This window comes from Amycolatopsis thailandensis (assembly GCF_042723255.1).
Taxonomy (GTDB): Bacteria; Actinomycetota; Actinomycetes; order Mycobacteriales; family Pseudonocardiaceae; genus Amycolatopsis; species Amycolatopsis thailandensis.
Genome location: NZ_JBHXJK010000043.1, coordinates 17210 through 41243 on the forward strand (window position 1 = coordinate 17210; position 24034 = coordinate 41243).

22 protein-coding genes and 1 pseudogene are annotated in these 24034 nt (G+C 68.1%); 4 read left to right on the forward strand and 19 right to left on the reverse strand.

The genetic code is table 11. From position 1 onward, the window contains the following. The first annotated feature begins 128 nt into the window (after positions 1 to 128). From ACFWMR_RS18900 to ACFWMR_RS18915, 4 genes are read left to right on the forward strand one after another with little or no spacing between them, the layout of a single operon-like run. Complete coding sequence (locus ACFWMR_RS18900) at positions 129 to 545, forward strand: hypothetical protein (protein WP_378379276.1); 417 nt, start codon at positions 129 to 131, stop codon at positions 543 to 545. Then, positions 545 to 1156 carry a DUF3558 domain-containing protein gene (locus ACFWMR_RS18905; protein ID WP_378379277.1) on the forward strand — a complete coding sequence of 204 codons (612 nt, stop codon included), beginning with the start codon at positions 545 to 547 and terminating at the stop codon, positions 1154 to 1156. Before ACFWMR_RS18900 ends, ACFWMR_RS18905 begins: the two co-directional genes overlap by 1 nt. Further along, positions 1156 to 2481, forward strand: coding sequence for a hypothetical protein (locus ACFWMR_RS18910; protein ID WP_378379278.1), 1326 nt, complete (start codon positions 1156 to 1158; stop codon positions 2479 to 2481). Before ACFWMR_RS18905 ends, ACFWMR_RS18910 begins: the two co-directional genes overlap by 1 nt. A gap of 27 nt (positions 2482 to 2508) precedes the next feature. Further along, the gene (locus ACFWMR_RS18915; RefSeq protein ID WP_378379279.1) at positions 2509 to 3261 is read left to right on the forward strand and encodes an ESX secretion-associated protein EspG; all 753 of its coding nucleotides are present in this window, start codon (positions 2509 to 2511) and stop codon (positions 3259 to 3261) included. 12 nt (positions 3262 to 3273) lie between these two features. Here ACFWMR_RS18915 and ACFWMR_RS18920 read toward each other — a convergent pair. The 19 genes and pseudogenes from ACFWMR_RS18920 to ACFWMR_RS19010 all read right to left on the reverse strand — a co-directional run. Continuing rightward, positions 3274 to 4029 (reverse strand): annotated as a pseudogene (locus tag ACFWMR_RS18920) (helix-turn-helix domain-containing protein); the annotation flags it as partial. Next, on the reverse strand, positions 4026 to 4811 hold the full coding sequence (locus tag ACFWMR_RS18925; protein WP_378379280.1) for an alpha/beta fold hydrolase: 786 nt from the start codon (positions 4809 to 4811) through the stop codon (positions 4026 to 4028). The pseudogene ACFWMR_RS18920 and the gene ACFWMR_RS18925, both read right to left, overlap by 4 nt. Before the next feature lie 98 nt (positions 4812 to 4909). Beyond that, positions 4910 to 6475, reverse strand: a complete 1566-nt coding sequence (gene nuoN / locus ACFWMR_RS18930; RefSeq protein ID WP_378379281.1) for an NADH-quinone oxidoreductase subunit NuoN — start codon at positions 6473 to 6475, stop codon at positions 4910 to 4912. 2 nt (positions 6476 to 6477) lie between these two features. Continuing rightward, on the reverse strand, positions 6478 to 8028 hold the full coding sequence (locus tag ACFWMR_RS18935; protein ID WP_093938076.1) for an NADH-quinone oxidoreductase subunit M: 1551 nt from the start codon (positions 8026 to 8028) through the stop codon (positions 6478 to 6480). Continuing rightward, the gene (gene nuoL, locus ACFWMR_RS18940) at positions 8028 to 9926 is read right to left on the reverse strand and encodes an NADH-quinone oxidoreductase subunit L (protein WP_378379282.1); all 1899 of its coding nucleotides are present in this window, start codon (positions 9924 to 9926) and stop codon (positions 8028 to 8030) included. Before nuoL ends, ACFWMR_RS18935 begins: the two co-directional genes overlap by 1 nt. 10 nt (positions 9927 to 9936) lie before the next feature. Beyond that, complete coding sequence (gene nuoK / locus ACFWMR_RS18945; protein WP_005151882.1) at positions 9937 to 10236, reverse strand: NADH-quinone oxidoreductase subunit NuoK; 300 nt, start codon at positions 10234 to 10236, stop codon at positions 9937 to 9939. Beyond that, positions 10233 to 11081, reverse strand: a complete 849-nt coding sequence (locus tag ACFWMR_RS18950; RefSeq protein ID WP_093938078.1) for an NADH-quinone oxidoreductase subunit J — start codon at positions 11079 to 11081, stop codon at positions 10233 to 10235. Before ACFWMR_RS18950 ends, nuoK begins: the two co-directional genes overlap by 4 nt. Continuing rightward, a complete protein-coding gene (gene nuoI / locus ACFWMR_RS18955) occupies positions 11078 to 11623 on the reverse strand; it encodes an NADH-quinone oxidoreductase subunit NuoI (protein ID WP_093938079.1) in 546 nt (181 codons plus the stop codon). Before nuoI ends, ACFWMR_RS18950 begins: the two co-directional genes overlap by 4 nt. After that, a complete protein-coding gene (gene nuoH / locus ACFWMR_RS18960; protein ID WP_093938080.1) occupies positions 11610 to 12947 on the reverse strand; it encodes an NADH-quinone oxidoreductase subunit NuoH in 1338 nt (445 codons plus the stop codon). Before nuoH ends, nuoI begins: the two co-directional genes overlap by 14 nt. After that, complete coding sequence (locus tag ACFWMR_RS18965; protein ID WP_378379283.1) at positions 12944 to 15430, reverse strand: NADH-quinone oxidoreductase subunit G; 2487 nt, start codon at positions 15428 to 15430, stop codon at positions 12944 to 12946. The genes nuoH and ACFWMR_RS18965 overlap by 4 nt, the downstream gene beginning before the upstream one ends. Then, positions 15427 to 16707 (reverse strand): NADH-quinone oxidoreductase subunit NuoF, encoded by a 1281-nt coding sequence (gene nuoF / locus ACFWMR_RS18970; protein WP_093934316.1) that lies wholly within the window; start codon positions 16705 to 16707, stop codon positions 15427 to 15429. The genes ACFWMR_RS18965 and nuoF overlap by 4 nt, the downstream gene beginning before the upstream one ends. Beyond that, positions 16707 to 17579 carry an NADH-quinone oxidoreductase subunit NuoE gene (gene nuoE / locus ACFWMR_RS18975; protein ID WP_378379284.1) on the reverse strand — a complete coding sequence of 291 codons (873 nt, stop codon included), beginning with the start codon at positions 17577 to 17579 and terminating at the stop codon, positions 16707 to 16709. The genes nuoF and nuoE overlap by 1 nt, the downstream gene beginning before the upstream one ends. Continuing rightward, on the reverse strand, positions 17576 to 18907 hold the full coding sequence (locus tag ACFWMR_RS18980) for an NADH-quinone oxidoreductase subunit D (RefSeq protein ID WP_378379285.1): 1332 nt from the start codon (positions 18905 to 18907) through the stop codon (positions 17576 to 17578). Before ACFWMR_RS18980 ends, nuoE begins: the two co-directional genes overlap by 4 nt. Continuing rightward, positions 18904 to 19668 carry an NADH-quinone oxidoreductase subunit C gene (locus ACFWMR_RS18985; RefSeq protein WP_378274342.1) on the reverse strand — a complete coding sequence of 255 codons (765 nt, stop codon included), beginning with the start codon at positions 19666 to 19668 and terminating at the stop codon, positions 18904 to 18906. The genes ACFWMR_RS18980 and ACFWMR_RS18985 overlap by 4 nt, the downstream gene beginning before the upstream one ends. 5 nt (positions 19669 to 19673) lie before the next feature. Next, positions 19674 to 20222, reverse strand: a complete 549-nt coding sequence (locus tag ACFWMR_RS18990) for a NuoB/complex I 20 kDa subunit family protein (protein ID WP_005151847.1) — start codon at positions 20220 to 20222, stop codon at positions 19674 to 19676. A gap of 6 nt (positions 20223 to 20228) precedes the next feature. Next, the gene (locus ACFWMR_RS18995; RefSeq protein WP_093934320.1) at positions 20229 to 20636 is read right to left on the reverse strand and encodes an NADH-quinone oxidoreductase subunit A; all 408 of its coding nucleotides are present in this window, start codon (positions 20634 to 20636) and stop codon (positions 20229 to 20231) included. A 507-nt stretch (positions 20637 to 21143) separates the two neighbouring features. Beyond that, entirely contained in the window at positions 21144 to 22430 is a 1287-nt protein-coding gene (locus tag ACFWMR_RS19000) for a geranylgeranyl reductase family protein (protein WP_125788704.1), read from the reverse strand. 2 nt (positions 22431 to 22432) lie between these two features. Continuing rightward, on the reverse strand, positions 22433 to 23185 hold the full coding sequence (locus ACFWMR_RS19005) for a demethylmenaquinone methyltransferase (protein WP_378379286.1): 753 nt from the start codon (positions 23183 to 23185) through the stop codon (positions 22433 to 22435). Positions 23186 to 23253: 68 nt separating this feature from the next. Continuing rightward, positions 23254 to 24024, reverse strand: coding sequence for an AfsR/SARP family transcriptional regulator (locus ACFWMR_RS19010; RefSeq protein WP_378379287.1), 771 nt, complete (start codon positions 24022 to 24024; stop codon positions 23254 to 23256). Between the last annotated feature and the right edge of the window lie 10 nt (positions 24025 to 24034).

Genomic DNA, 24034 nt, shown 5'->3' on the forward strand with positions numbered 1-24034 from the left:
TCGGATTACGCAGGGTGCATCGGGGAGACGCGCCTTGTAGCCACGGGAGGGGCGGATGACGACGGTGACTTCGGGGTGGCTTCGGCTATTCAGCGGGGATCGGTACGAGGCGTCAGGGGTGCATGGGCATGCCTGACCAGCCACCTGTCTACACACCCGGCTTCACCCCAGGCTCGATCTGCAAAGCCCCACCGGCCGGCGGCAGCTACGGCACGCCCGTTGCCGACGGGGCTGGGTTCAAGTACGACGAGGCGACCCTTCACGAATTAGCGGATGAGTGGATCGACTTGGCCAAGGAGTACAGGGCTGATCTCGTAGACGCAGAATTCATCGCGAAGGTCGAGCCACCTGGTCAGGAGTTCGCGAGCGGAGACAACGCGCTTGTCACCCGCCGATCTGGCCAGGCGCTCGTGGATGCCCTCAATCAGCGCATCACCTACTGCAACAATATGGCCGCGAAGTACGTAGCCGCGCTCGGCAAGTATGCCTCCGCAGACGAGCAGGCCAAAACGGTCATCAACCAGCAGCCGAAGGGCATCGCCTGATGCGACGCAATATCCTCATCCTTAGCGCGACCGCCCTCGTTCTCTGCGCGTGCTCGACGCCCACCACCAATGGCACCCCTACGCCAAGCAGCGATGGGTCAAGCCCCGGCCCCTCGGCTTCGACCGGCCTGCCGCCAGGCGTCCCCAAGGTCGAAAAGTCGATCGACGTGACACAGTTCAAACAGACCCCCTGCAGCATCCTCACCAAAGCTCAGGCTGAGGAGCTTCTAGGGCCAAGCGCCGAAGCCAAACCGCGGGATGACTCGGCGGGACCGGCTTGCGCATGGACCGTGGCCTCCTTCAGGCCCAGGATCGACGTGGTCTTCGGTACCGGTCCAGATGGAGGCACTGCAAGCGTCTATGCCGCGAAGGACAAGGCCTACAAACTCGTCGAACCGCTTGAACCCGTTGACGGTTACCCCGTGACTGCGTATGGCGTCACGGACCGCCGCACCGAGGGCGACTGCTCGGTTTCGCTGGGAATCAGCGACACACAAACTATCGGCATCGCCCTACTTCAATCCGAGGCGAACGTCGGCAAGAAGGATCCCTGCGTCGCCGCGCGTGAAGGCGCGATCAGGGTCTTGGCCACCATCCGAGGGGGCAACTAATGCCAGCAGGACCGCTCACCGCAGCTCAGATCTATGAGCAGGTCACGGGTGGCGAAGGCACCGGTTCGCTCTCCGAGGCACAGGTACGTGCTTACAACCTGACCGTCAAGCACCATGAGCGTGCCCAGAGACTCACCTCGCTGGCTCAGAAGAGCCTGGCTGGTTGGCAAGGTATGTCCGGCGGCGCGGCTGCGGACGCGACGAAGCCGCTCGTCGAGGCGGCGGCGGACGACGCCATGCATCTGGCACGGGCCCAGACGGCGATGAGTGCGCAGATGGGCGCGTTCGGGTCGGCCAAGAACTCCGTCAAGCCGGTGCCGCCGCAGCAGCCCGAGCCCACCGCCCAGGACGCGATCGACCTGATGGAGGGCAAGCCTGTCGGCTACTTCGACAAGCTCAAGAGTTACCAGGACGACAGCCAGCACAACATCGACACCTTCGCGACCTACCACTCGGCCAGCACCTCCAACGGGGACGAACTGCCCTCCCAGTACGCGCAGCTCACCGACCCCGGCGGCAGCGTCACCCTGGACGACGGCGGTTCCGGGAAGCCGGCGGCGAAGGGGTTCGGCGACGGCTCCGACGGCAGGCGCGATCCCGGAATCGGCGAGCCTTACCGGGGCACGGGCGGGCCGAGTGGCCCGAACGGGCCGGGCACCGGCACACCGGGCCAGGGTGGTCCCAGCGAAAGCGGCGGTCCGCAGCCCGGCCAAGGTCCGCAGCCTGGTCAAGGCCCTCAGCCGGGTCAGCACCTGCCGGGTCAGCAGCCGGGATCGCACCAACAGCCCGACGACGGGACCCGCGCGAATTCGTACACGCCGCCTCAGACCACAACGGTCGTGCCACCGGCGGCGAACCTCGACTTCGGGCCCAACGGCAGGCCGCCCACCAGCTACAACCCGCCCGGCACCTTCCCGCCCGGCTACGGCCCGTTCGGTCCGGGGACCGGAGGACCGATCACCGGCGGGCCAGGAACCGGGCCAGGCGGACCGGGAACAGGCGGCAAAGCACCGGCCGTGTCCGGAGGCGGCTTCCGAGGCGGAGTCCCGGGTGGCACGACGGGACAGCCCGGCATGGGTGGCCGCAGCGGCGCCGGGATGCCGGGTGAAGGCGTTGGCGGACGGGGAACAGCGGGAACGGCCGGGGCGGCCGGTCGTGGCGGCGCGAACGGGATGCCGATGGCGCCCGGCGCGGGTCGCGGGAAGGGCGAGGAGGACAAGGAGAAGAGGGCTCCGGCGTACCTCCAGAACCCGGATCCGGACGAGACCTTCGGCGGCTACACCGAAAAGCCGATGCCGCCGGTGATCGGCGAGAAGAAGAGCTAGCACCACAGTCCCAGGGGAGGGAGACACGTGGTGCTCGCGCGCCCGGTCGAGATCACGCTCCACACTTTGTTGACCGCGTTCCGTCACGCCGGTTGCGGAGATCCGCATCTGATCTTCGCGGGCGGGCTGCGCTACGTCCCGCCGTCGTCGCGCAACGGCGAAGACCGGGCCGCGTTCGAGGAGCTCGGCGGGCTCGGGTTCACCGAGGGCAAGCGGCTGACCAGCGACTTCGAGGACGTCTTGCACGTACTCGACCGGCCGGACACCGAGTACTACGCGACGGTGCGGACGGAGGCGGAGCAGTACAGCGTGCTCGTCGCCGTGCGCGGGCGCGCGGCGGTGACCGCGATCTGCGAGGGAAGCCGGGTGTGGCTGAAAGGGGTGCGGACGGCCGATCGCGCGGCGGCGCTCGTGATGAACCTGCCCGAGTATCCGCCCGCACGGTTCGCGCCGTTTTCCTTGCCGCAGGACGATTTCAAGCTCGCCGCGGGGAACGAGCTCTACGACGAACCCGAGTCACGGAGCAGGGAAGCGCGGCGGCTGGACGAGGTCTTCGAGCAGCCCTATTTCGGCGTCGGGTTCTTCGCCGCGGCCAAGCGCTCTGACGGAGGCAGACGCACCGAGGCCGTCGACGGCCTGACGTATCTGGACCTCGACGCCGGCCGCGTGGCCATGCACGTGACCGGTTCGCCCCGGAACCGGTACATCACCGTCCTGCCCGGCGAACCCGTGCTCCTGTCGCAAAAAGTCGCCGCGCTGCGAGCGAGCCTCGATCACTGATTCGATCAGGCGCACCGACCGCGCGGGATCAAGGGCCACCGCGTCCACAGTGGACTGAAGATACGGTTCGACGTCGGCCGGGCGGTGCAGGAACAGCCCGGAACGCCGATGTTCCAGGTACACCACCGGCGGCGCACTGCCGAACTCCAGCAAGACGTAGGCGCCACCGGGATACGCTCCGGCCGCGAAGGGGATGACCCGCAGTTCGACGTCGGGTCGTTCGGCCATCGAGACGAGATGTCGAAGCTGGTTCGCCATCACCCGCGGCCCGCCGACCTGACGATGCAGTGCCCCTTCATCTATGTAGGCGGCGAATCTCTTCTGCGGTTCGATCGCCGCCGCAGGAGAGCCGGCAGCCCTCGCGTAGGACGGGGTCCGAACCAGGCCAGGCAAGAGCACGGTTCCGAATTCGACGATCTTCACCGCCTCCTTTTTGTACCGTGCAAGGGTTTTCCTCTGCAGATCCACGTCGCCGAACCACCAGGGACCGCTGTCGCGAGACAGTGAGAGCAGCGCGTCCCGCCGCTCCCCGGTGACCCGGTAGATCGCGAGCAGCGCCGACGCCTCTTCGGCCGACGCCGCCCGCACGCCGGTCTCGATCCGGCTGATCGTCGACTGCGACCACGCCAGTTTGTCGGCTACCTCGGTCGCGGCCAGTCCGGTCGCCCTTCGCGCGTCTCGAAGTCCTTCGGCGAGCGCCCTCGCCTGGGGTGTGGGCTTCGGTTTCGGCATCACCGACAACCTGCCCGATGCGCCCCGGCAAATCATTCCCCGACGTGGGCGACTTCGCGGATGGCGGCCGAGATGGACCGGAAGTCCTTCTTCAGCAACGCGCCGTGGTTGCTTTCGACCTTGGCACTCACCTTGATGTTCGAGTTGCGAGCGGTCACCAGGTCGAGGCCGACGCGGATCTGTTCCTGTTCGTCGCCGCGACTGCCCAGAGAGGTTCCCGAAGCGACGACGTAGCGCGTCTGGACGGTGATGCCGTCGAGCACCGGGCCCAGCTCGGCTTCCCGCGAAAGCTTGCCGAGTTCGATGTTGCTCTCCGCCTGCTGCGCGGCGGACATGCGCGGCGTCAGGCCGGTCGGGCGCAGCAGCGGCATGACCAGGTTCAGGCGCTTGAACAGCTTGCGGATCCGCACCTCCATGGCGTCGTCGAGCCAGTCGTGCGGGAACGCGCCGTCGACCATGACGGCGCCCAGGGTCCGCTCCGGGTTGCGGGCGGCCCAGTGCGCCGCGACGACCGCGCCGTAGGACCAGCCGACCACGACAGCCCGCTCGACTCCCCTGGCCGCGAGGACGGCGTCGACGCCGCGGACAGCGGCTTCGAAGGAGTAGTCGGCCGAACGCCCGGACTTGCCGCGCGCCCGCTCGTCGTAGGTGATGTGGCGGAAGTCCGTCCCCAGGTCGGCGAGGATCCGCTTCCAGTAGCCCTGGGTCGCGAACTGGCCGTTGAGGTAGACGACGGGGATGCCGGGGCCGCCGGTGTCGGTCACGGCCAGCTGGGTGTCTTCGACCGGGAGCATCCCGGTCCAGGAGGAGGAAGTCATGAGGGAACTATCGAGGTCCGGCCTGACACCACCCTGACGTCGCTCTGACACGAAAAAGCCCCCTCACGACAGCGAGGGGGCCTTTCGTAACAGAGTTACTACTTGAGGGCGAAACCGCCGGAGCCCGCCCAGTCGAGGGCGAACGCCGGGATCAGGCCCAGCACCAGCGTGACGATGACGCCGAGCGTGATCGCCGTCGTGGTGAACGCCCCGGGCACGGTGACGGTCGGGCCGTCGGGCGCCGGCTCGGAGAAGTACATCAGCACGATGACCCGCAGGTAGAAGAACGCGGCGACGGCGCTGAAGATCAACGCGATGACGACCAGCGGCGCCATCCCGTCGGACAGGGCCGCCGAGAACACCACGAACTTGCCGACGAAACCACTGGTCAGCGGGATACCGGCCAGCGCGAGCAGCAGGAACGTGAACACCCCGGCCAGCACCGGAGACCGTTTCGCGAGCCCGGCCCACGCGGACAGGTGCGTCGCCTCGCCGTTCGAGTCCCGCACCAGCGAGACGACACCGAAAGCGGCGAGGGTGGTGAAGCCGTAGGCCAGCAGGTAGAACAGCGTGCTGGACAGGCCTTCCTCGGTCATCGTGATCGCGCCGATGAGCAGGAATCCGGCGTGCGCGATGGACGAGTAGGCGATCATGCGCTTCACGTCGGTCTGGGTCAGGCCCAGCACCGCGCCGATCAGCATCGAGAGGATCGCGACGCCCCAGAGCACACCGCGCCATTCCCAGCTGGTCGACTCGAACGCCACCGAGAACACCCGCAGGATCCCGCCGAACGCGGCGACCTTGGTGCAGGCGCCCATGAACGCGGTGACCGGGGTCGGCGCGCCCTGGTAGACGTCGGGGGTCCAGGTGTGGAACGGGCCGACCGAACCCTTGAACAGCAGGCCGACCGCGAGCAGGCCGAGCCCGGCGAACAGCAGCGTGTCCGACCGGTCCGAACCGGCGGCGGCGTTGGCGATGTCCGACAGCTTCACGGAGTTCGCGTAGCCGTAGAGCAGCGCGAGACCGTAGAGGAAGAACGCCGAGGAGAACGCGCCGAGCAGAAAGTACTTGACCGCGGATTCCTGCGAGAGCAGGCGGCGGCGACGGGCGAGACCGCACATCAGGTACAGCGGCAGGCTCAGCACTTCCAGCGCGATGAACATGGTCAGCAGGTCGTTGGCCGCGACGAACGCCATCATGCCGCCGAGCGCGAACAGCGTCAGCGGGAAGACCTCGGTCTGCATGCCGGTGGTGCCGACCTGCGCGCGGTCCTGGATGGTGCCCGGGCGGATACCGGCCTGCGCGACGAACGCGCCGCCCGGCTCGACCGAGCGGTCCGCGATCAGCAGCAGCGCGCCCAGCGCCAGCGCCAGCAGGGTGCCCCAGAGGAACAGCGACGGCCGGTCGACGGCGATCGAGCCGCTGAAGGTGGTGACACCGCCCTTCGGCGCCGACGAACTGGCGTACCAGACCAGGAAGACCCCCGCCGCCCCGATCCCGACCAGGGACAGGAAGACCTGCGACGGCCACCGCATGTGCTTGGGCAGGAAGGCTTCGAACAGCACGCTGACACACGCGGCCCCGAGGATGATCAGGATCGGCGTGACGGCGAAGTAGTCGATCGACGGCACCTGAACCGGTGGCGCCTGAGTCAAGAAGAGCACTGTTACTTGCCTCCCTGCAAGGACGACATCGTCGCCTGCACCGACGGGGTGATCGTGTCGAGCACCGGCTTCGGATAGAACCCGAGCGCGATGATCAGCACGACCATCGGCGCCAGGATCGCGATCTCCTTGCCGCCGAGGTCCTTGATGGTCTTCTTGGCCCCGAGTTCCGGAGCGATGGCCGTGCCGGGGCCGCCACCGGCGCCGAGCAGGGCGTCACCGCGGACGGGGCCCTGCATGACGCGCTGGTAGAGCCAGAGCACGTACGCCGCGGCCAGCACCATGCCGACCGTCGCGATGATCGTGTACACCGGGTAGTCCACAAAGGACCCCAGCAGCACCAGGAACTCACTGATGAAGGAGTTCGTGCCGGGCAGGGACAACGTGGACAGACCGGCGATGAGCAGCATCCCGCCGAGCAGCGGGGTCACCTTCGCCATGCCGCCGTAGTCGGAGATCCGCGTGGACCCGCCGCGCATCACGATCAGGCCGACGACCACGATCAGCATGCCGGTGGCGAGGCTGTGGTTCAGCATGTACGACACCGAGCCGACCATCGCCTGCTCGTTGAAGCTGAAGATGCCGAGCGCGATGAACCCGAAGTGGGCGATCGACACGTAGGCGATGAACCGCTTCATGTCGCGCTGCCCGGCCGCGAGGATCGAGCCGTAGAGGACACCCGCGACGGCGAGCACCAGCACCCACGGCGCGAGTTCCTTGCTGGCCTCGGGGAACATCGGGAGGCAGTAGCGCAGGAACCCGAACGTGCCGACCTTGTCCAGCACGCCGACCAGCAGCACCGCGACGCCGATGGGCGCCTGGCCCGCGGCGTCCGGCAGCCAGGTGTGGAACGGCACCAAAGGGGCCTTGATCGCGAAGGCGAGGAAGAACCCGAGGAACAGCCAGATCTGGGTGCCTGTCGGGGCGTCGCGGACGACGGTGACCAGCGTGGCCCAGTCGAAGGTGCCCTTGCCGAGCTTGTCCGACGCCAGCGAGTACGCGCCGATCGCCGAGGCCAGCATGATCAGCCCGCCGAGGAACGAGTACAGGAAGAACTTGACCGCCGCGTACTGCCGGTTCGCGCCGCCGTAGCCGCCGATCAGGAAGTACATCGGGATCAGCATGATCTCGAACAGCACGTAGAACAGGAAGACGTCGGTCGCGGCGAACACCGCGATGGTCAGCGCCTCCTGCACCAGGATCAGCGAGAGGAACCCGCCCGCCGAGCGCCCGGCCGGGAGCTTGTCGGTCAGGCCCAGCGCGCCGACCACGATCGGCACCAGCAGGCCGATGACCGCGATCATCACCAGCGCGATGCCGTCGATGCCGAACGAGATGTGGATGCCGAAGTTCGGGATCCAGTCCATCGACGTCTTCTGCTGGATCCGGTCCCCGGCGGGCGCGTAGCTCGCCCACATCGGGATCACCAGCAGGAACGTCAGGATCGACACCACGAGCGCGGTGAGCGTCGCCAGGCGGTCGTTTTTCTTCATCCCGGCGACGACCGCCGCACCGAGCAGCGGCAGCAGGATGGATGCGAGAACCCAGGTCATCAGGAGAACCTCACCAGCAGGAGTGCCGCCAGAAGCAGGAATGTGCCGCCCAGCATGGACAGTGCGTACGAGCGGACGAAGCCGGTCTGCAGGCGGCGCAGGCGCCCGGATCCACCGCCGAGCCCGGCGGCGAGCCCGTTGACGGCGCCGTCGACGCCGCGGTTGTCCACGTAGACCAGCGCGCGGGCGAGCCAGGTGCCCGGGCGGGCGACCAGCGTCTCGTTCAGGGTGTTGCCGTAGAGGTCGTTGCGCGCGGCCTTGACCACGGCGGAGACCCGCTCGGGGCGTTCCACCGGAACGTCCTTGCGGCCGACGAAGAGCCACGCCGCCACCGCGCCGAGCACGGACAGCGCCACGGTGAGGAACGGGACCAGCGCGTGCGGGATGACACTGTGGCCACCCTCTTCGAGTGGACCGACCACCGGCGAAAGCCATTCGGCGAACCGGTCGCCGAGGGCGAAGAACGCGCCGGCGCCGATCGAGCCGACGGCCAGGATGATCATCGGCCACTTCATCACCGCGGGGCTTTCGTGCGGGTGGAAGTCTCGGCCGTCACTGGACTTGATCTCCTTCCAGCGTTCCTTGCCGAAGAAGGTCATCACCATCAGGCGCGTCATGTAGAACGCGGTGAGCCCGGCGCCGAGCAGTGCCGCGCCGCCCATCACCCAGCCGCGCCAGCCGCCCTGGCTCAGCGCCGCCTCGATGATCGCGTCCTTGGTGAAGAAGCCCGAAAGCGGCGGGATGCCGATCAGCGCCAGGTAGCCGAGCGCGAACGTCCAGAAGGTGACCGGCAGGTGCTTGCGCAGCCCGCCGAACTTCCGCATGTCGACCTCGTCGTTCATGGCGTGCATGACCGAACCGGCCCCGAGGAACAGCCCGGCCTTGAAGAAACCGTGCGCCACCAGGTGCATGATGCCGAGCGCGTAGGCGATCGGACCGAGGCCGACGGCGAGCATCATGTAACCGATCTGGCTGACCGTGGAGTACGCCAGGACTTTCTTGATGTCGTCGTACGCGCAACCGATGATGCACCCGATCAGCAGCGTGACCGTGCCGACGAGGGTGACGATCAGGCGGCCGTCCGGGGTGGCGTTGAAGATCTCGTGCGCGCGGGCGACCAGGTAGACGCCCGCGGTGACCATCGTCGCGGCGTGGATGAGGGCCGAGACCGGGGTCGGGCCCTCCATCGCGTCCGGGAGCCAGGCCTGCAGCGGGAACTGACCGGACTTACCGCAGGCGCCCAGCAGCAGCAGGATCGCGATGGAGGTGATCGCGCCGGTCGGGATCTTGTCGATCGCGCCGAAGACCTCGGCGTAACCGGTGCTCCCGACGTACTTGAACATCAGGAAGATCACCAGCGCGAGCCCGACGTCACCGACGCGGTTCATCAGGAACGCCTTCTTCGCCGCGGTGGCCGCGGACGGGCGGTCCTGGTACCAGCCGATGAGCAGGTACGAGGCGAGACCCACGCCCTCCCAGCCGAGGTACAGCGTCACGAAGCTGTTGCCCAGCACCAGGATCAGCATCGAGGCGACGAACAGGTTGAGGTACGCGAAGAACCTCGACCGGTCGCGATCCTCGGCCATGTAGCCGATCGAGTAGAAGTGGATCAGCATGCCGACGCCGGTGATCAGCAGCACGAACGTCAGCGAAAGCGCGTCGATCCGGAGCCCGAAGTCGACCTGCAACGCCGAAACCGGGATCCACGAGAACAGCTTGACGTCCGCGATGCTCTTCGTGTCGGCCGTGAAGAACAGGATCAGGCCGTACACGAAGGACAGTGAGACGGTCGCGCTGCCGAGGAGATGTCCCCAGCCCCGGGCTCGTTTGCCCGCCAGCAAAAGAATAAGGGCGCCGAGAGCCGGGAAGGCCACCAGCAGCCACGATGATGCGGTCAACTCGGTGCTCCTAGTACTTCAGCAGGTTGGTGTCGTCGACCGAGGCCGAGCGCCGGGTGCGGAAGATCGCCATGATGATCGCGAGCCCCACCACGACCTCCGCGGCGGCGACGACCATCACGAAGAACGCCATCACCTGACCGTCGAGCGACCCGTTGATCCGGGCGAACGTGACCAGGGACAGGTTCGCCGCGTTCAGCATCAGCTCGATGCACATGAACACGACGATCGCGTTGCGGCGCACCAGCACCCCGACCGCGCCGATGGCGAACAGCAGCGCGGACAGGAGCAGGTAGTACGTCGGGGTCATTCCTTCTCCCCTTCAGACTTGCCGACCAGAGCGTGGGCGTCGGGGCCCTCTTCGGACCCGGCGACCTGCTTCCGCTCGTTTTCCAGCTGCGAGGCCGAAGTCGACTCGATGATCTCCGAGAGCGACTCCGGGGCGATCGAACCGTCCGGCAGCAGCGCGGGGGTGGCGACCGAGTTGGCCGTCGCGAAGACACCCGGGCCGGGCAGCGGCGAAGGCCGGTCGTGCTTGCCGGTGAACCGGTCGACGACGAGTTCCTTCTGCGACTTCTTGCCGCCCTTGGCGTGCCTGTCCGTGAAGGCGAGCACCATCGCGCCGAGCGCGGCGGTGATCAGCAGCGCCGAGGTGAGCTCGAACGGGAACAGGTACTTGGTGAAGATCAGCCGTCCCAGCCCGCCGGGGCCGCCGCCGTCGAGGTTCGCCGGGTCGCGCGGCAGCGCCGGGGTGACGTTGGCCAGCGCGCGGGCGAGCCCCGCGGCGAGCAGGCCGCCGACGCCGATGCCGAGCAGGGTCGCCATGACCCGCTGCCCGCGCAGCACTTCGACGACCGAGTCCGAGCTCTCCCGGCCGACCAGCATCAGCACGAACAGGAACAGCATCATGATCGCGCCCGTGTAGACGATGATCTGCGTGAAGCCGAGGAACGGCGCCTGCTGGATCATGTACAGCGCGCCGAGGCACAGCATCGTGAGGACCAGCCACAGCGCCGAGTGCACGGCGTTGCGGGAGAAGATCATGCCGAGCCCGCCGAGCAGCGCGAGCGGGCCGAGCACCCAGAACGCGATGGTCTCGCCGGTGGTGATCCCGGCGGAGACGTCCGGCGCCTGGGCGAGGAGAGCCGTGATCACTTGACGGCCTCCGCTTCGGTGGCCCCGGTGGGCTTACGGGCCAGCTCGGGGCCGTTGACGTAGTAGTCCTGCTCGTTCTCGCCGAGCCGCATCGGGTGCGGCGGCTGCTCCATGCCGGGCAGCAGCGGCGCGAGGAGGTCTTCCTTGGTGTAGATCAACCGCTGCCGGTCGTCGTCGGCCAGCTCGTAGAAGTTGATCATCGTTAGGGACCGGGTCGGGCAGGCCTCGACGCACAACCCGCAGCCGATGCAGCGCAGGTAGTTGATCTGGTAGTCGGCGCCGTACCGCTCACCGGGCGAGAAACGCGCCTCTTCGGTGTTGTCGCCGCCTTCGACGAAGATCGCGTCCGCCGGGCAGGCCCACGCGCACAGCTCGCAGCCGACGCATTTCTCCAGCCCGTCCGGATGCCGGTTGAGCTGGTGCCTGCCGTGGTAGCGCGGGGCCGCGGGGGCGCCCGCCTCCGGGTACTCCTCGGTGGCGACCTTCTTGAACATCATGCCGAAGGTGACACCGAAACCCTTGATGGGATCAAGAATCCCCATCGCCGGCCTCCCTTCCACTGGAAACCGCCGCGGGCTTGCGCTTGGCAGCCCGGGCTTCGGCCTTCACGAGGGCCTTCTGACGCGGAGTGTGCTCCGGGACCTGGAGGTCGAGCGGCGGCACGGGGAACCCGCCGCCGGTCACCGGGACGTAGTCCTCTTCCGGGACCTTCTTGTCCGGCAGCAACATGCTGAGCAGGACGACGACGAGGATGAGCGCGCCGCCGCCGATGAGGATCTGCGGCGTGGACAGCCCGCCCGAGTTCTTGATCGCGCGGACCGTGACGATCACGACGATCCAGACCAGGTTGACCGGCACCAGGACCTTCCAGCCCAGGCGCATGAACTGGTCGTACCGCAGCCGCGGCAGCGTGCCGCGCAGCCAGATGAAGCCGAACAGCAGGATGAACAGCTTCGCGGTGAACCAGATCAGCGGGAGCCAGCCCTGGTTGAGCGCGTGGTCGGCGCCGACGAACGGGAACTTCCAGCCACCGAGGAACAACGTGGTCGCGAACGCCGAAACGATCACCATGTTGACGTACTCGGCGAGGAAGAACATCGCGAACTTCATCGAGCTGTACTCGGTGTGGAAACCGCCGACCAGCTCGGATTCGGCCTCGGGGAGGTCGAACGGGGCCCGGTTGGTCTCGCCGACCATGGAGATCAGGTAGATCACGAAGCTCGGCAGGAGCAGGTAGAAGTACCAGCCGCTCTGCTGCGACTCGACGATCTGCGAGGTCGACATCGAACCGGCGTAGAGGATGACGCCGACGATGGACAGGCCCATCGCGATCTCGTAGGAGATCACCTGAGCCGCGCTTCGCAGGCCACCGAGCAGCGGGTACGGCGAACCGGAGGACCAGCCGGCCAGCACGAGGCCGTAAACGCCGATCGAGGAGCAGGCCAGGATCACCAGCACGCCGACCGGCAGGTCGACCAACTGGAGCACGGTCGGCTCGCCGAAGATCGTCACGACCGGGCCGAACGGGATCGCCGCCAGCGCGATCAGCGCCGGCACCGCGGAGATCACCGGGGCGAGGAAGTACACCTTGCGGTCGGCGGTGTCCGGGATGATCTGTTCCTTGAACGGCAGCTTGATCGCGTCCGCGAGGGACTGCAGGTAGCCGCCGGGGCCGACCCGGTTCGGGCCGGGACGGTTCTGCATCCGGCCGACCGCTTTACGCTCCCAGACGATCAGGAAGATCGTCAGGATCGGGCCGATCAGCAGGATGACGACCGTCTTGATCAGGACCAGCCACAACGGGTCGTCCGCCAGCAGCGCCGCCCGCTCGGCGGCGTCCGGCATCTGGGTGAGCAACGGAGTCACTTCTCACCTCCGGTGAGGTTGACGGCCGAACCGTGACCCGCGCCGAGGGAAGCGCGGACGGCCGAACCGTCGGAATTGCCCGGGAGCCACACGACGCCGTCCGGCAGGTCCGCGACCTCGATCGGCAGCGTGATGGAACCGCGTTCGGTGGAGACCTTCACGGTGGCGCCCAAGCCTTCGGCGGTCTTGGCCGAGAGCTTCGCGACGACCTCGCGCTGGGTGCCCTTGAGGTGCGGCTCGTCGTCCTGCAGCGAACCGTTGTCGATCAGCTGCCGCCAGGTGGCGAGGAGAACCTGGCCTTCCTTGGGCTCCGGGCGTGCAATGAAAGCGTCCTTCATAGCAAAATCTGCAATGAAAGCGTCCTTCATCTCACGCGCAGGCAGCTTGGCCAGATCGGCGGCCGCGGCGGCCGGGGTCTGGGTGAACAGGTCGGCGTCCATCTCGACGGCGAGGGTGTCGAGCACCCGGCAGTCCGGCAGGGCGCCGGTGCCTTCGAGGGTGACGGCGAACTCGCGGCGGCGGCCTTCCCAGTTCAGGTAGGTGCCCGACTTCTCGACCGCCGGGGCGATCGGGAGGACGACGTCCGCGTGCTCGGTGACCGCGCCGTGCCGCAGTTCGAGGCTCACCACGAACTTCGCGTTCTCGAGCGCGCGGCGGGCCAGATCCGGGTCCGGCAGGTCGTCCGGGTCGACACCGCCGATGAGCAGGCCGTCGAGGTCGTTGCCGGAAGCGGCCTTGAGGATCGCGGTGGTGTCACGGCCCGCCGTGGCGGGAAGCTCGACGCCCCAAGCCTTTTCGACCTCGGCGCGAGCCGCCGCGTCGGTGACCGGGCGGCCACCGGGCAGCAGCGTCGGCGCCGCGCCCGCCGCCAGGGCACCGCGTTCACCCGCGCGACGCGGGATCCACGCGAGCCGGGCGCCGGTGCGCTCCACCAACCGGTGCAGGGCCGAGAAGAGACCGGGGACCTCGGCGGCGCGCTCGCCGACGAGGATCACGGCGCCTTCGGCGGCCAACGCCTGGTCGACGTCCTGCGCGTGCTGCGCGATGCCGTCGATCGCGGCGGCCTCGGAACCCGGCGCGCAGGCCAGCAGCTCACCGAAGGTCTTGCGGACCGAGGAGGTGGTCCACTGTCCCAAGTGGACGACGCGGGTGCGGTTCTTGCGGGCCGCCTTGCGCAGCCGCAGGAACACGATCGGCGCCTCGTCCTCCGGCTCGAACGCGACGCACAGCACCGTGCGCGCCCGCTCGATCTCGCGGAAGGTGACGCCGCTTTCCGGCGTCGTCCCGACCACGTGCGACGCGAGGAAGCCCAGTTCCTCGGCCGAATGCGGGCGGGCACGGAAGTCGATGTCGTTGGTGCCCAAGGCGATCCGCGCGAACTTCGAGTACGCGTAGGCGTCCTCGACGGTCAGGCGGCCGCCAGTCAGCACCGCGGCGCCCTTGCCGTCACGTGCCTTGGCCAGCCCCTCGGCGGCCGCGCGCAGCGCGTCGGTCCAGGAAGCCTCGGCCAGCACGCCGTCGGCGTTGCGGACCAGCGGACGGCGGACGCGGTCCTCGGCGGTGGCGTAGCGGAAGGCGAACCGGCCCTTGTCGCAGATCCACTCTTCGTTGACCTCGGGGTCGTCGCCCGCGAGCTTCCGGGTGACCTTGCCGCGGCGGAAGTCGGTCCGCTCGGCGCAGCCGGACGAGCAGTGCTCGCACACGCTCGGCGAGGACACCAGGTCGAACGGCCGCGAACGGAACCGGTACGCGGCCGACGTCAGCGCGCCGACCGGGCAGATCTGGATGACGTTGCCGGAGAAGTACGACTGGAACGGGTCACCCGAAGTGGTCCGGGAAGCCAGGTCCAGCACGTCGGCGGTCTCGGCGGTGCCGATCTGCTGGTGGGCGCCGCGTTCGAGGAGCTCGATGAACGGGTCGCCGGCGATCTCGCGGGAGAACCGGGTGCAGCGCTGGCAGAGCACGCAGCGCTCCCGGTCCAGCAGGACCTGCGAGGAGATCGGCAGCGGCTTCGCGAACGTCCGCTTCGTGTCGACGAAGCGGGATTCCGCGCGGCCGTGCGCGAGCGCCTGGTTCTGCAGCGGGCACTCGCCGCCCTTGTCGCAGATCGGGCAGTCCAGCGGGTGGTTGATGAGCAGCAGCTCCATCACACCCTGCTGGGCCTTGTCCGCGACGGCCGAGGTCAGCTGGGTCTTCACGACCATGCCGTCGGCGACCGTCATGGTGCACGAGGCCTGCGGCTTCGGCATCGGACGGCCGCCCATTTCGACCTCGACCAGGCACTGGCGGCAGGCGCCCGCCGGGTCGAGCAGCGGGTGGTCGCAGAAGCGCGGGATGACCGTGCCGAGCCGTTCGGCGGTGCGGATCAGCAGCTCGCCCTTGGGCGCGATGACCTCTTCACCGTCGATGACCAGCTTGACGTGGCCCTCGGGGACCGGGGTCTCCTCCGCGGCCGTCCCGGGCTTGTCGGGTGCGATCGTCATGCCTGCGCCCCCACCAATTCGCGCTTGTTTTCGTGACACAAAGCCAGGAACTCGTCCCGGAAGTACTTGATCCCGCTCTGGATCGGCGAGACCGCGCCGTCGCCGAGCGCGCAGAACGAGCGGCCGAGGATGTTGTCGCAGACGTCGAGGAGGGTGTCGATGTCCTCTTCGGTGCCCTTGCCCGCCACCATGCGCTCCAGGATCTGCGCCAGCCAGTACGTGCCCTCGCGGCACGGCGTGCACTTGCCGCAGGACTCGTGCTCGTAGAACTGCGTCCACTTCATCACGGCCCACGGCACGGAAACGGTGTCGTTGAAGACCTGAACGGCCGTCGTGCCCAGCATCGACCCGGCTTCCGCCGCGCCTTCGAAGTCCAGGGGAACATCGAGGTGCTCGGCGGTGAACATCGGCGTGGACGAACCACCCGGCGTCCAGAACTTCAGCGGGACGCCGTCCTTCATGCCGCCCGCCATGTCCAGCAGCTCGCGCAGTGTCGTGCCCAGCGGGCATTCGTACTGGCCGGGGTTCTCGACGTGGCCGGAGATCGAGTAGATCTTCGGTCCGGGCGACTTCTCACGGCCCATCTGGCGGAACCAGTCCGAACCGCCGTTGATGATGTACGGCGCGCTGGCGATGGTCTCGACGTTGTTGACCGTGGTCGGCGCCGCGTAGAGACCGGCGGCGGCCGGGAACGGCGGCTTGAGCCGCGGCTGGCCGCGACGGCCTTCCAACGAGTCCAGCAGTGCCGTCTCCTCGCCGCAGATGTACGCCCCGGCGCCCGCGTGCACGGTGATGTCGAGGTCGAATCCGGAGTCGAGGATGTTCTTGCCGAGGTAGCCCGCGTCGTAGGCCTCGCGCACGGCCGCGTTGAGACGGCGGATGCAGTGCAGCGCCTCACCGCGGACGTAGATGAAGCAGTGGTGCGAGCGCATCGCGTACGAGGCGATGACGCAACCCTCGATCAGCGAATGCGGGTCCGCCATCATCAGCGGGATGTCCTTGCAGGTCCCCGGCTCGCCCTCGTCGGCGTTGATCACCAGGTAGTGCGGCTTGTCCTCGTTCGGCGGCATGAAGGACCACTTGATGCCGGCCGGGAAACCCGCGCCGCCACGGCCGCGCAGGCCGGAGTCCTTGACCAGCTGGACGATCTGCTCGGGAGTGGCCTTGAGCGCCTTGCGGATCGCGGTGTAGCCCTCGAGGGCTTCGTAGGACTGGATCGTCCACGAGTTGGGCGAAAGCCACCGCTTCGTGAGGACCGGGGTGATCGGGTCAGCCATTACTTCTTCTCCACTTCAGGAAGCGGAACGTCCTTCATCGCGGGCGCCGTCCAGCCGCGGTCCTGCGCGACCTGCGCGCCCCGCAGGGTTTCGACGGCCTGCGAAGGACCGTCGACGTCCGTGCGGTACTGCTGCGCGTCCTCCGGGAAGAACCCGGCGAGCTGCAGCTCGGCGCCCTTGAAGCTCGACAGCGGCGCGCCGCGCGTCGGGGCCGGCTTCTTGCCCGCCTGCAACGCGTCGACCAGCGCGACGGCCTTTTCCTCGGTCTGGTTGTCGAAGTACTCGTAGTTGACCTGGATGACCGGGGCGAGGTCGCAGGCCGCGAGACATTCGGCGTGTTCGAGGGTGATCGAGCCCTGCTCGTTCGGCGTGCCCGCGGTCTCGTTGTGCCCCAGCGGCTTCTCCTCGGAACCGAGGTGCGTCTGGAGCTTCTTGTAGATCGCGTCGCCGCCCATCGCCGCGCACAGCGTGTTGGTGCAGACGCTCACCAGGTGCTCGCCGCACGGGCGGCGCTTGTACATGGTGTAGAACGTCGCGACCGCGCTGACCTCGGCGTCGGACAGGTCCAGGTTCTTCGCGCAGAAGGCGATGCCTTCCTGGCTCACGTAACCCTGCACCGACTGCACCAGGTGCAGCATCGGCAGCAGCGCCGACCGGGACTGCGGGTAGCGCGAGATCAGGTCCTGCGCCTTGGCGTGGGTGTCGGCGTCGAAGATGTCCGCGGGCTTCGCGTTCTCCAGGATCCCCTCCGCGAGGGCGGGGTCGGGCGAGATCGCGACGACGTCGACGTCACCGCCGGCGGCGACGTGGGTCTGCTCGGCGAAGCTGGAGCCGGGCTCGGGTGTCGGTGTCGTTCCGGGCTGGGTGCTCAACGGTCCACTCCCCCCATGACGGGGTCGATCGAGGCGATGGCGGCGATCACGTCCGCCACCAGGCCGCCTTCGGCCATCGCGGGCATCGACTGCAGGTTCACGAAACTCGGTTCGCGCACGTGGACCCGCAGCGGCCTGGTGCCGCCGTCGGAGACCAGGTGCACCCCGAGCTCACCGCGCGGCGATTCCACCGCCGTGTAGGTCTGGCCCGGCGGGACCTTGAAGCCCTCGGTGACCAGCTTGAAGTGGTGGATGAGCGATTCCATCGACTGGCCCATGATCTTGCGGACGTGCTCCAGCGAGTTGCCCATGCCGTCGCTGCCGATCGAGAGCTGCGCGGGCCAGGCGACCTTCTTGTCCTCGACCATGACCGGGCCCGGTTCGAGCTTCTTCAGGCACTGCTTGATGATCCGCAGGCTCTGGTGCATCTCCTCGACGCGGATCAGGTACCGCGCCCAGCAGTCCGCGTCGGTCGAGGTCGGGATGTCGAACTCGAACTCGTCGTAGCGGGAGTACGGCTCGGTCTTGCGCATGTCCCACGGGAGGCCCGCGCTGCGCAGCACCGGACCGGTGACACCGAGCGCGAGGCACGCGTCGACCGGCAGGTACCCGACGCCCTTGAGCCGGTTGCGCCAGATCGGCTGACCGGTGAAGAGCTTGTCGTACAAGGGAAGCCGCTCGTCCATCGTCTTGACGAACGCGCTGACCGCCTCGTGGTAGTCGGCGGGCATGTCCTGCGCGAGACCGCCGGGGCGGATGAACGCGTGGTTCATCCGGAGACCGGTGAGGTGCTCCAGCAGGTGCAGGACCTCTTCGCGCTCACGGAAACCGAGCGTCATCGCCGTGGTGGCACCGAGTTCCATCCCGCCGGTGGCGATGTAGACCAGGTGCGAGCCGATGCGGTTGATCTCCAGCAGCATCACGCGCAGCAGCTCGGCGCGGCGCGGGGCCTGGATGCCGAGCAGCTTCTCGACGCCGAGGCAGTACGAGAGTTCCGTGGAGAGCGGCGCGAGGTAGTCCATGCGCGTCACGAAGGTGACGCCCTGGGTCCACGTGCGGTACTCGCAGTTCTTCTCGATCCCGGTGTGCAGGTAGCCGATGACCGAGCGGAGCTGGGTGACGGTCTCGCCCTCCATCTCCAGCACGAGCCGGAGCACGCCGTGCGTCGACGGGTGCTGCGGGCCCATGTTGATGACCATGCGCTCGTCGTGGCGGGAGTCCTCGATGAGGTCTTCCCAGTCACCACCGGAAACGGTGTAGACGCGGCCTTCGGTGGTCTCGCGGGAGTCGGCTTCGGGGACTTCCGTCTCTTGGAATTCGGTGCTCACGAGTACGACCTCCGCTGGTCCGGCGGCGGGATCTCCGCGCCCTTGTATTCGACCGGGATCCCGCCGAGCGGGTAGTCCTTGCGCTGGGGGTGACCGTCCCAGTCGTCCGGCATGAGGATGCGGGTGAGCGCGGGGTGCCCGTCGTAGACGATGCCGAACATGTCCCAGGTCTCCCGCTCCTGCCAGTCGGCGGTCGGGTAGAGCCCGACCAGCGACGGGACGTGCGGGTCCTCGATGTCGAGGGTGACCTCGATGCGGATCCGGCGGCGGTAGGTCATCGACGTGAAGTGGTAGACCGAGTGCAGCCGCTGCGGGACGTCCACGCCGTAGTCGACGCCGGACAACGAGCTCAGCAGCTCGAAGCGGAGACCGGCGTCGTCGCGCAGGGTCCTGGCGATCTCGACGAGGTGCTCGCGGGCGACGTAGAAGGTGATCTCGCCGCGGTCGACCGTGGTCTGCTGGATCGCGCTCGCCGGAACCTTGTTGTCCGCCAAGGCCGCGTAGAACTCGTCGGCGAATTCGTCGAACCAGCCGCCGTACGGGCGCTCCGCCGGGGGCGGGCTGAACGCGGGGAGCCGGACGCCACCGTAACCGGAGGTGTCACCGGTGCCGTGCACGCCGAACATGCCCTGGCGCTCTTTACCGGTGACGACCGGCTCGGCCGGACGGACACCCTGCGGTTCGAGACCGCCTTCGGGCCGCTCGGCGCTGGACTGCTCGCCGCCCGTCTCGGGGACTTCGGGAGTGTTGTCTTCGGGCACGTCGCTCACTTCTTCGCGTACTTGATCGAGGAGGCGATCAGCTCGGTGCGCTCACCGCTGGCGGCGCGGATCGCGGCCCGGCGGGCGTTGATCGGCTCGTCCTGGATCTTGGCGTGCAGCTTCAGGATCGCGTCGAGCAGCATTTCGGGGCGCGGCGGGCAGCCGGGGAGGTACATGTCGACCGGGACGATGTGGTCGACGCCCTGCACCACGGCGTAGTTGTTGAACATCCCGCCGGACGAGGCGCAGACGCCCATCGCCAGCACCCACTTGGGCTCGGCCATCTGGTCGTAGATCTGGCGCAGCACCGGCGCCATCTTCTGCGTGACGCGGCCGGCGACGATCATCAGATCCGCCTGGCGCGGCGTCGCGCTGAAGCGCTCCATGCCGAAACGCGCGATGTCGTAACGGGAACCGCCGACGGTCATCATCTCGATCGCGCAGCAGGCGAGACCGAAGGTGGCGGGCCACATCGAGTTCTTGCGGGCCCAGTTCACCAGGCCTTCGAGACTGGCCAGGAGGATGCCGTTGGGGAGTTTTTCTTCGAGGCCCATGCTTCTCTAGTTCCAATCCAGGCCGCCGCGACGCCACACATAGGCGTACGCGAAACCGACCGTCGCGATGAACAGCACGATCTCCACCAGGCCGAACATGCCCAGCGCGTCCGCGGAGACCGCGAACGGGTAGAGGAAGACCATCTCGATGTCGAACAGGATGAACAGCATCGCGGTGATGTAGTACGCGACCGGCATCCGGCCGCCGCCGACGACCGGCTGCGGCGACGGTTCGATGCCGCATTCGTAGGCCGCGAGCTTCGCCTTGTTGGCCCGGCTCGGGCCGACGAGCGGGCCGAGCAGCACCGAAAGCACCGCGAATCCGAGAGCGAGGACGAACAGGAGGACCAAGGGGAGGTACATGTCCAGATTGGGCACCTTCGAGGTGTCCGCCTGGGCCAGCACGGGCAACATCAGCACGGGGTTTTCGCCATCCTTTCCGCGCCGCTGCGGTTTTCGAGTCGGGGTTCACCGCTTCCCTCGGTCGGCACCCTAAGTCACCTGGGTCACACCGCCGAGGGTTAGGCAACCCTTACGGGCCGTGCATGACGGCCCCCTTGCTTGTGAAATAGTTCACAAGCCTCCCGTCGAGGATGTGAAGCGATTCACAAAGCATGGGGGGAGTGTAGGACGTGACTCACATTCTTGTCCCTAGGCCCCGTGCTATAAGGCTGCCCTAACTTGGCCGCACGGCCAGTACGGTTTCTTCCCACGTGCGATACCGGTGACCTGCGACGTCGTTCCGAAGATCGACTCGGGGAGTCCGTTTGACCACGTTTGTCCTGTGACCGATACCACTGCGCGGAGTACCCGTGACTGGTCCAGACGTGCGGTCGCGGGCCCTGGCCCACCGCATTTCGTCCTCTGGATGCGGTGGTTCGAAACGCGAACTACCGCATCCAGAGGACGAAATGCGTGGCGTCAGCGCGGGGTGGGGGTGGCGCGGGCCAGAGCGGCGATCAGGCGGTCGACGCCGTCCCCGCCCTTGGCGTCGTAGCAGCCCGAAAGTCCCTTGTAGACCAACGGAAGGATCGAGTTGATCCGCAGTCCGTACTTCGTCGCGGCGTGCATGACCTTCGGCTTCCCGATCAGCTTCGCGAACACGTTGCCGAGCCGGTAGTAGCCGCCCATCAGCTCACCGACGGCGCGCGGGTAGCCCTCCAGCGCCCGCTCACGCGAAGGCCCTTCGCGGCGCGCCAGCGCCTGCACGACGAACTCCGAAGCCAGCTGCGCGGACTCCATCGCGGCCGAGATGCCCTCGCCGTTGAACGGGCTGACCATGCCGCCCGCGTCGCCGAGCAGCAGCAGGCCGTCGCGGTAGTGCGGGGTGCGGTTGAAGCCCATCGGGAGACCGGCGCCGCCGACCTTGCCGATGGCGTTCTCCTCGCGGTAGCCCCATTCCTCGGGCGTCCCGTCGAGCCACTGGCGCAGCAGCGCGCGGTAGTCGGTGCTGCGGAACGCGGCCGACGTCGACAGCATGCCGAGGCCGACGTTCACCGTGCCGTCGCCCAGCGGGAACGCCCAGCCGTAGCCGGGCAGCAGCTTGGGGTCGCGCGGGTCCGAACGGTCCCACAGCTCCAGGTGACCCTCGATGAACGGGTCGTCGTGGCGCGGGCTCTTGTAGTACTGCCGCACCGCGACGCCCATCGGGCGCTTCTCGTTCTTCTGGATGCCGACGCTCAGCGCGAGCCGCGCGGAGACGCCGTCGCAGGCCAGGACCAGCGGCGCGCGGTAGCTCACCGGCGTCTTCTCCGGACCGACCTTCGCCTCGACGCCGATCACGCGGCCGGTCGGGCTGGTGATCGCGCCGGTGACGGTGGTGCGCTCGTAGAGCCGGGCGCCCGCCTTGACCGCGGTCTTCGCGAGCAGGTCGTCGAAGTCCTGCCGGGTCCGCGAGACGCCGTAGGGCGGGTAGCTGGTCAGATCCGGCCAGTCGAGTTCCAGCGTCAGCTCGCCGGTGAGGATCCGCAGGCCGCGGCTGTGTACCCAGCCCGCGTCCTCGCTGGTGTCGATCCCCAGGTCGATGAGCTGCTTGACGCCGCGCGGGGTCAGGCCGTCGCCGCACACCTTCTCGCGCGGGAACTCGGTCTTCTCCAGCAGCAGCACGTCGACGCCCGCGCGGGCGAGGTACGTGGCGGCCGTGGAGCCGGCCGGTCCGGCACCGACGACGATGACTTCGGCGTCGTGGTCTGCATTGCGACGGGTCATGCTCACGAATCTACAGTCGAGCGAAGCTCGTCCGTTGAGGGTGGCGGCGGGGAGGAAGGCGGAGTTACGGATGGCTTCTTCGCACGGTGGATGGCGACGACGCCGAACGTGAGGTTCAGCCACTCCACCTCGGTCCACCCGGCGCTCGCGATGATCTCCCCCAGCGTCCGCTGGTCCGGCCACGCCAGCATGGATTCGGCCAGGTAGGAGTACGCCTCGGGGTTCGACGAGGTCCGGCTGCCGACCCAGGTGAGCAGCCGCAGGATGAACTTGCGGTGCAGGAACCGGATCGGCGGGAATGTGGGCGTCGACACCTCGCAGATGACCAGGCGGCCGCCCGGTTTGACCACGCGCGCGATCTCGGTGAGCGCGGCCTTGGTGTCGACGAAATTCCGCAGCGCGAGCGAGATGGTCACCGCGTCGAAGCTGTCGTCGGCGAACGGCAGCTTCAACGCGTCGGCGGCCACCATCGGGACGCCGCGATGCTTGCCGGCCTTGAGCATGCCGACCGAGAAGTCCGCGGCGAGGCACCAAGCTCCATTGCGCGCGTACTCGACGGTGGACACGCCGGTGCCCGCCGCGAGGTCCAGCACCTTCTCGCCGCGTTTGGCGTCCAGCACCCGCGCGGTGATGGTGCGCCAGCGGCGGTCGAAGCCGAAGGTCATGAACGAATTCGCGCGGTCGTAGCCGTCCGCGACGTCGTCGAACATGGCGGCGACTTCGTGCGGATCCTTGTCAAGACTCGCTCGGGACATGCCCGAACCCTAACCCGGCTCCGCTGAGACACTTCGGCCAAGCGGGAGCAAAGCGACGCCCCGTAGGGTCACCTGGTCCGGTGAAGCAACGCCGGGGCACGGTGCGCACCGGCCCCCGCGACCTCGCCGGCGAGGATCCTCCGCTCCAGCAACCGCAGTTCCGGCCCCGGTTCGAGGCCGAGCTGATCGACCGAGAACCGGCGCGCACGCCGGTACGCCGCCAGCGCGTCGGATGTGCGGCCGGCTCGCCAAAGAGCGTCCATCAGGAGGTACTGGGCACGCTGCCGCAACGGATGCCGCCGCACCAGATCCGCCAGTTCGACGGCCGCGCTCGCGTGCCGCCCGAGGGCCAGTTCGGCCTGGTAGAGCTCTTCGAGCAGGACAAGGCGGTGCTCCGAGAGACGCATCGTCTCGTCCGAAAGCATCGGGACGTCCAGGCCGTCGTAGGGCGCGCCGTGCCAGTGCGTGAGGGCCTGGCGGATGAGGGACGCGCGCTGCGCGGGGTCCGCGGACTTCAGTGCCTGGCTTCCGAGCGTCTCGAAGGTTTCGACGTCGAGTTCGCCGGGGTGGACTTCCAGCCGGTAGCCGCCGTTGTCGTACCCGAGCCGGTCGCCTTCGGGCAGGGCTTGGCGCAGCTTGTGGACGTGCCAGTGCAGCTTCGGCACCGCCCGCGGCTCCCATCGGCTGTCCCACAGGGCCTCGGTGAGCACGTTCACCGGCACGAAGGTGTTCGCCCGGACCAGCAGCACGCCGAGGAGGGTTCTTCTCATCCGGCCGTGCAGCGGGACCGACCGCGAACCCGAAGAGATGCTGAACGTGCCCAGTACTTCGAACCTCACGTGCCGTCCT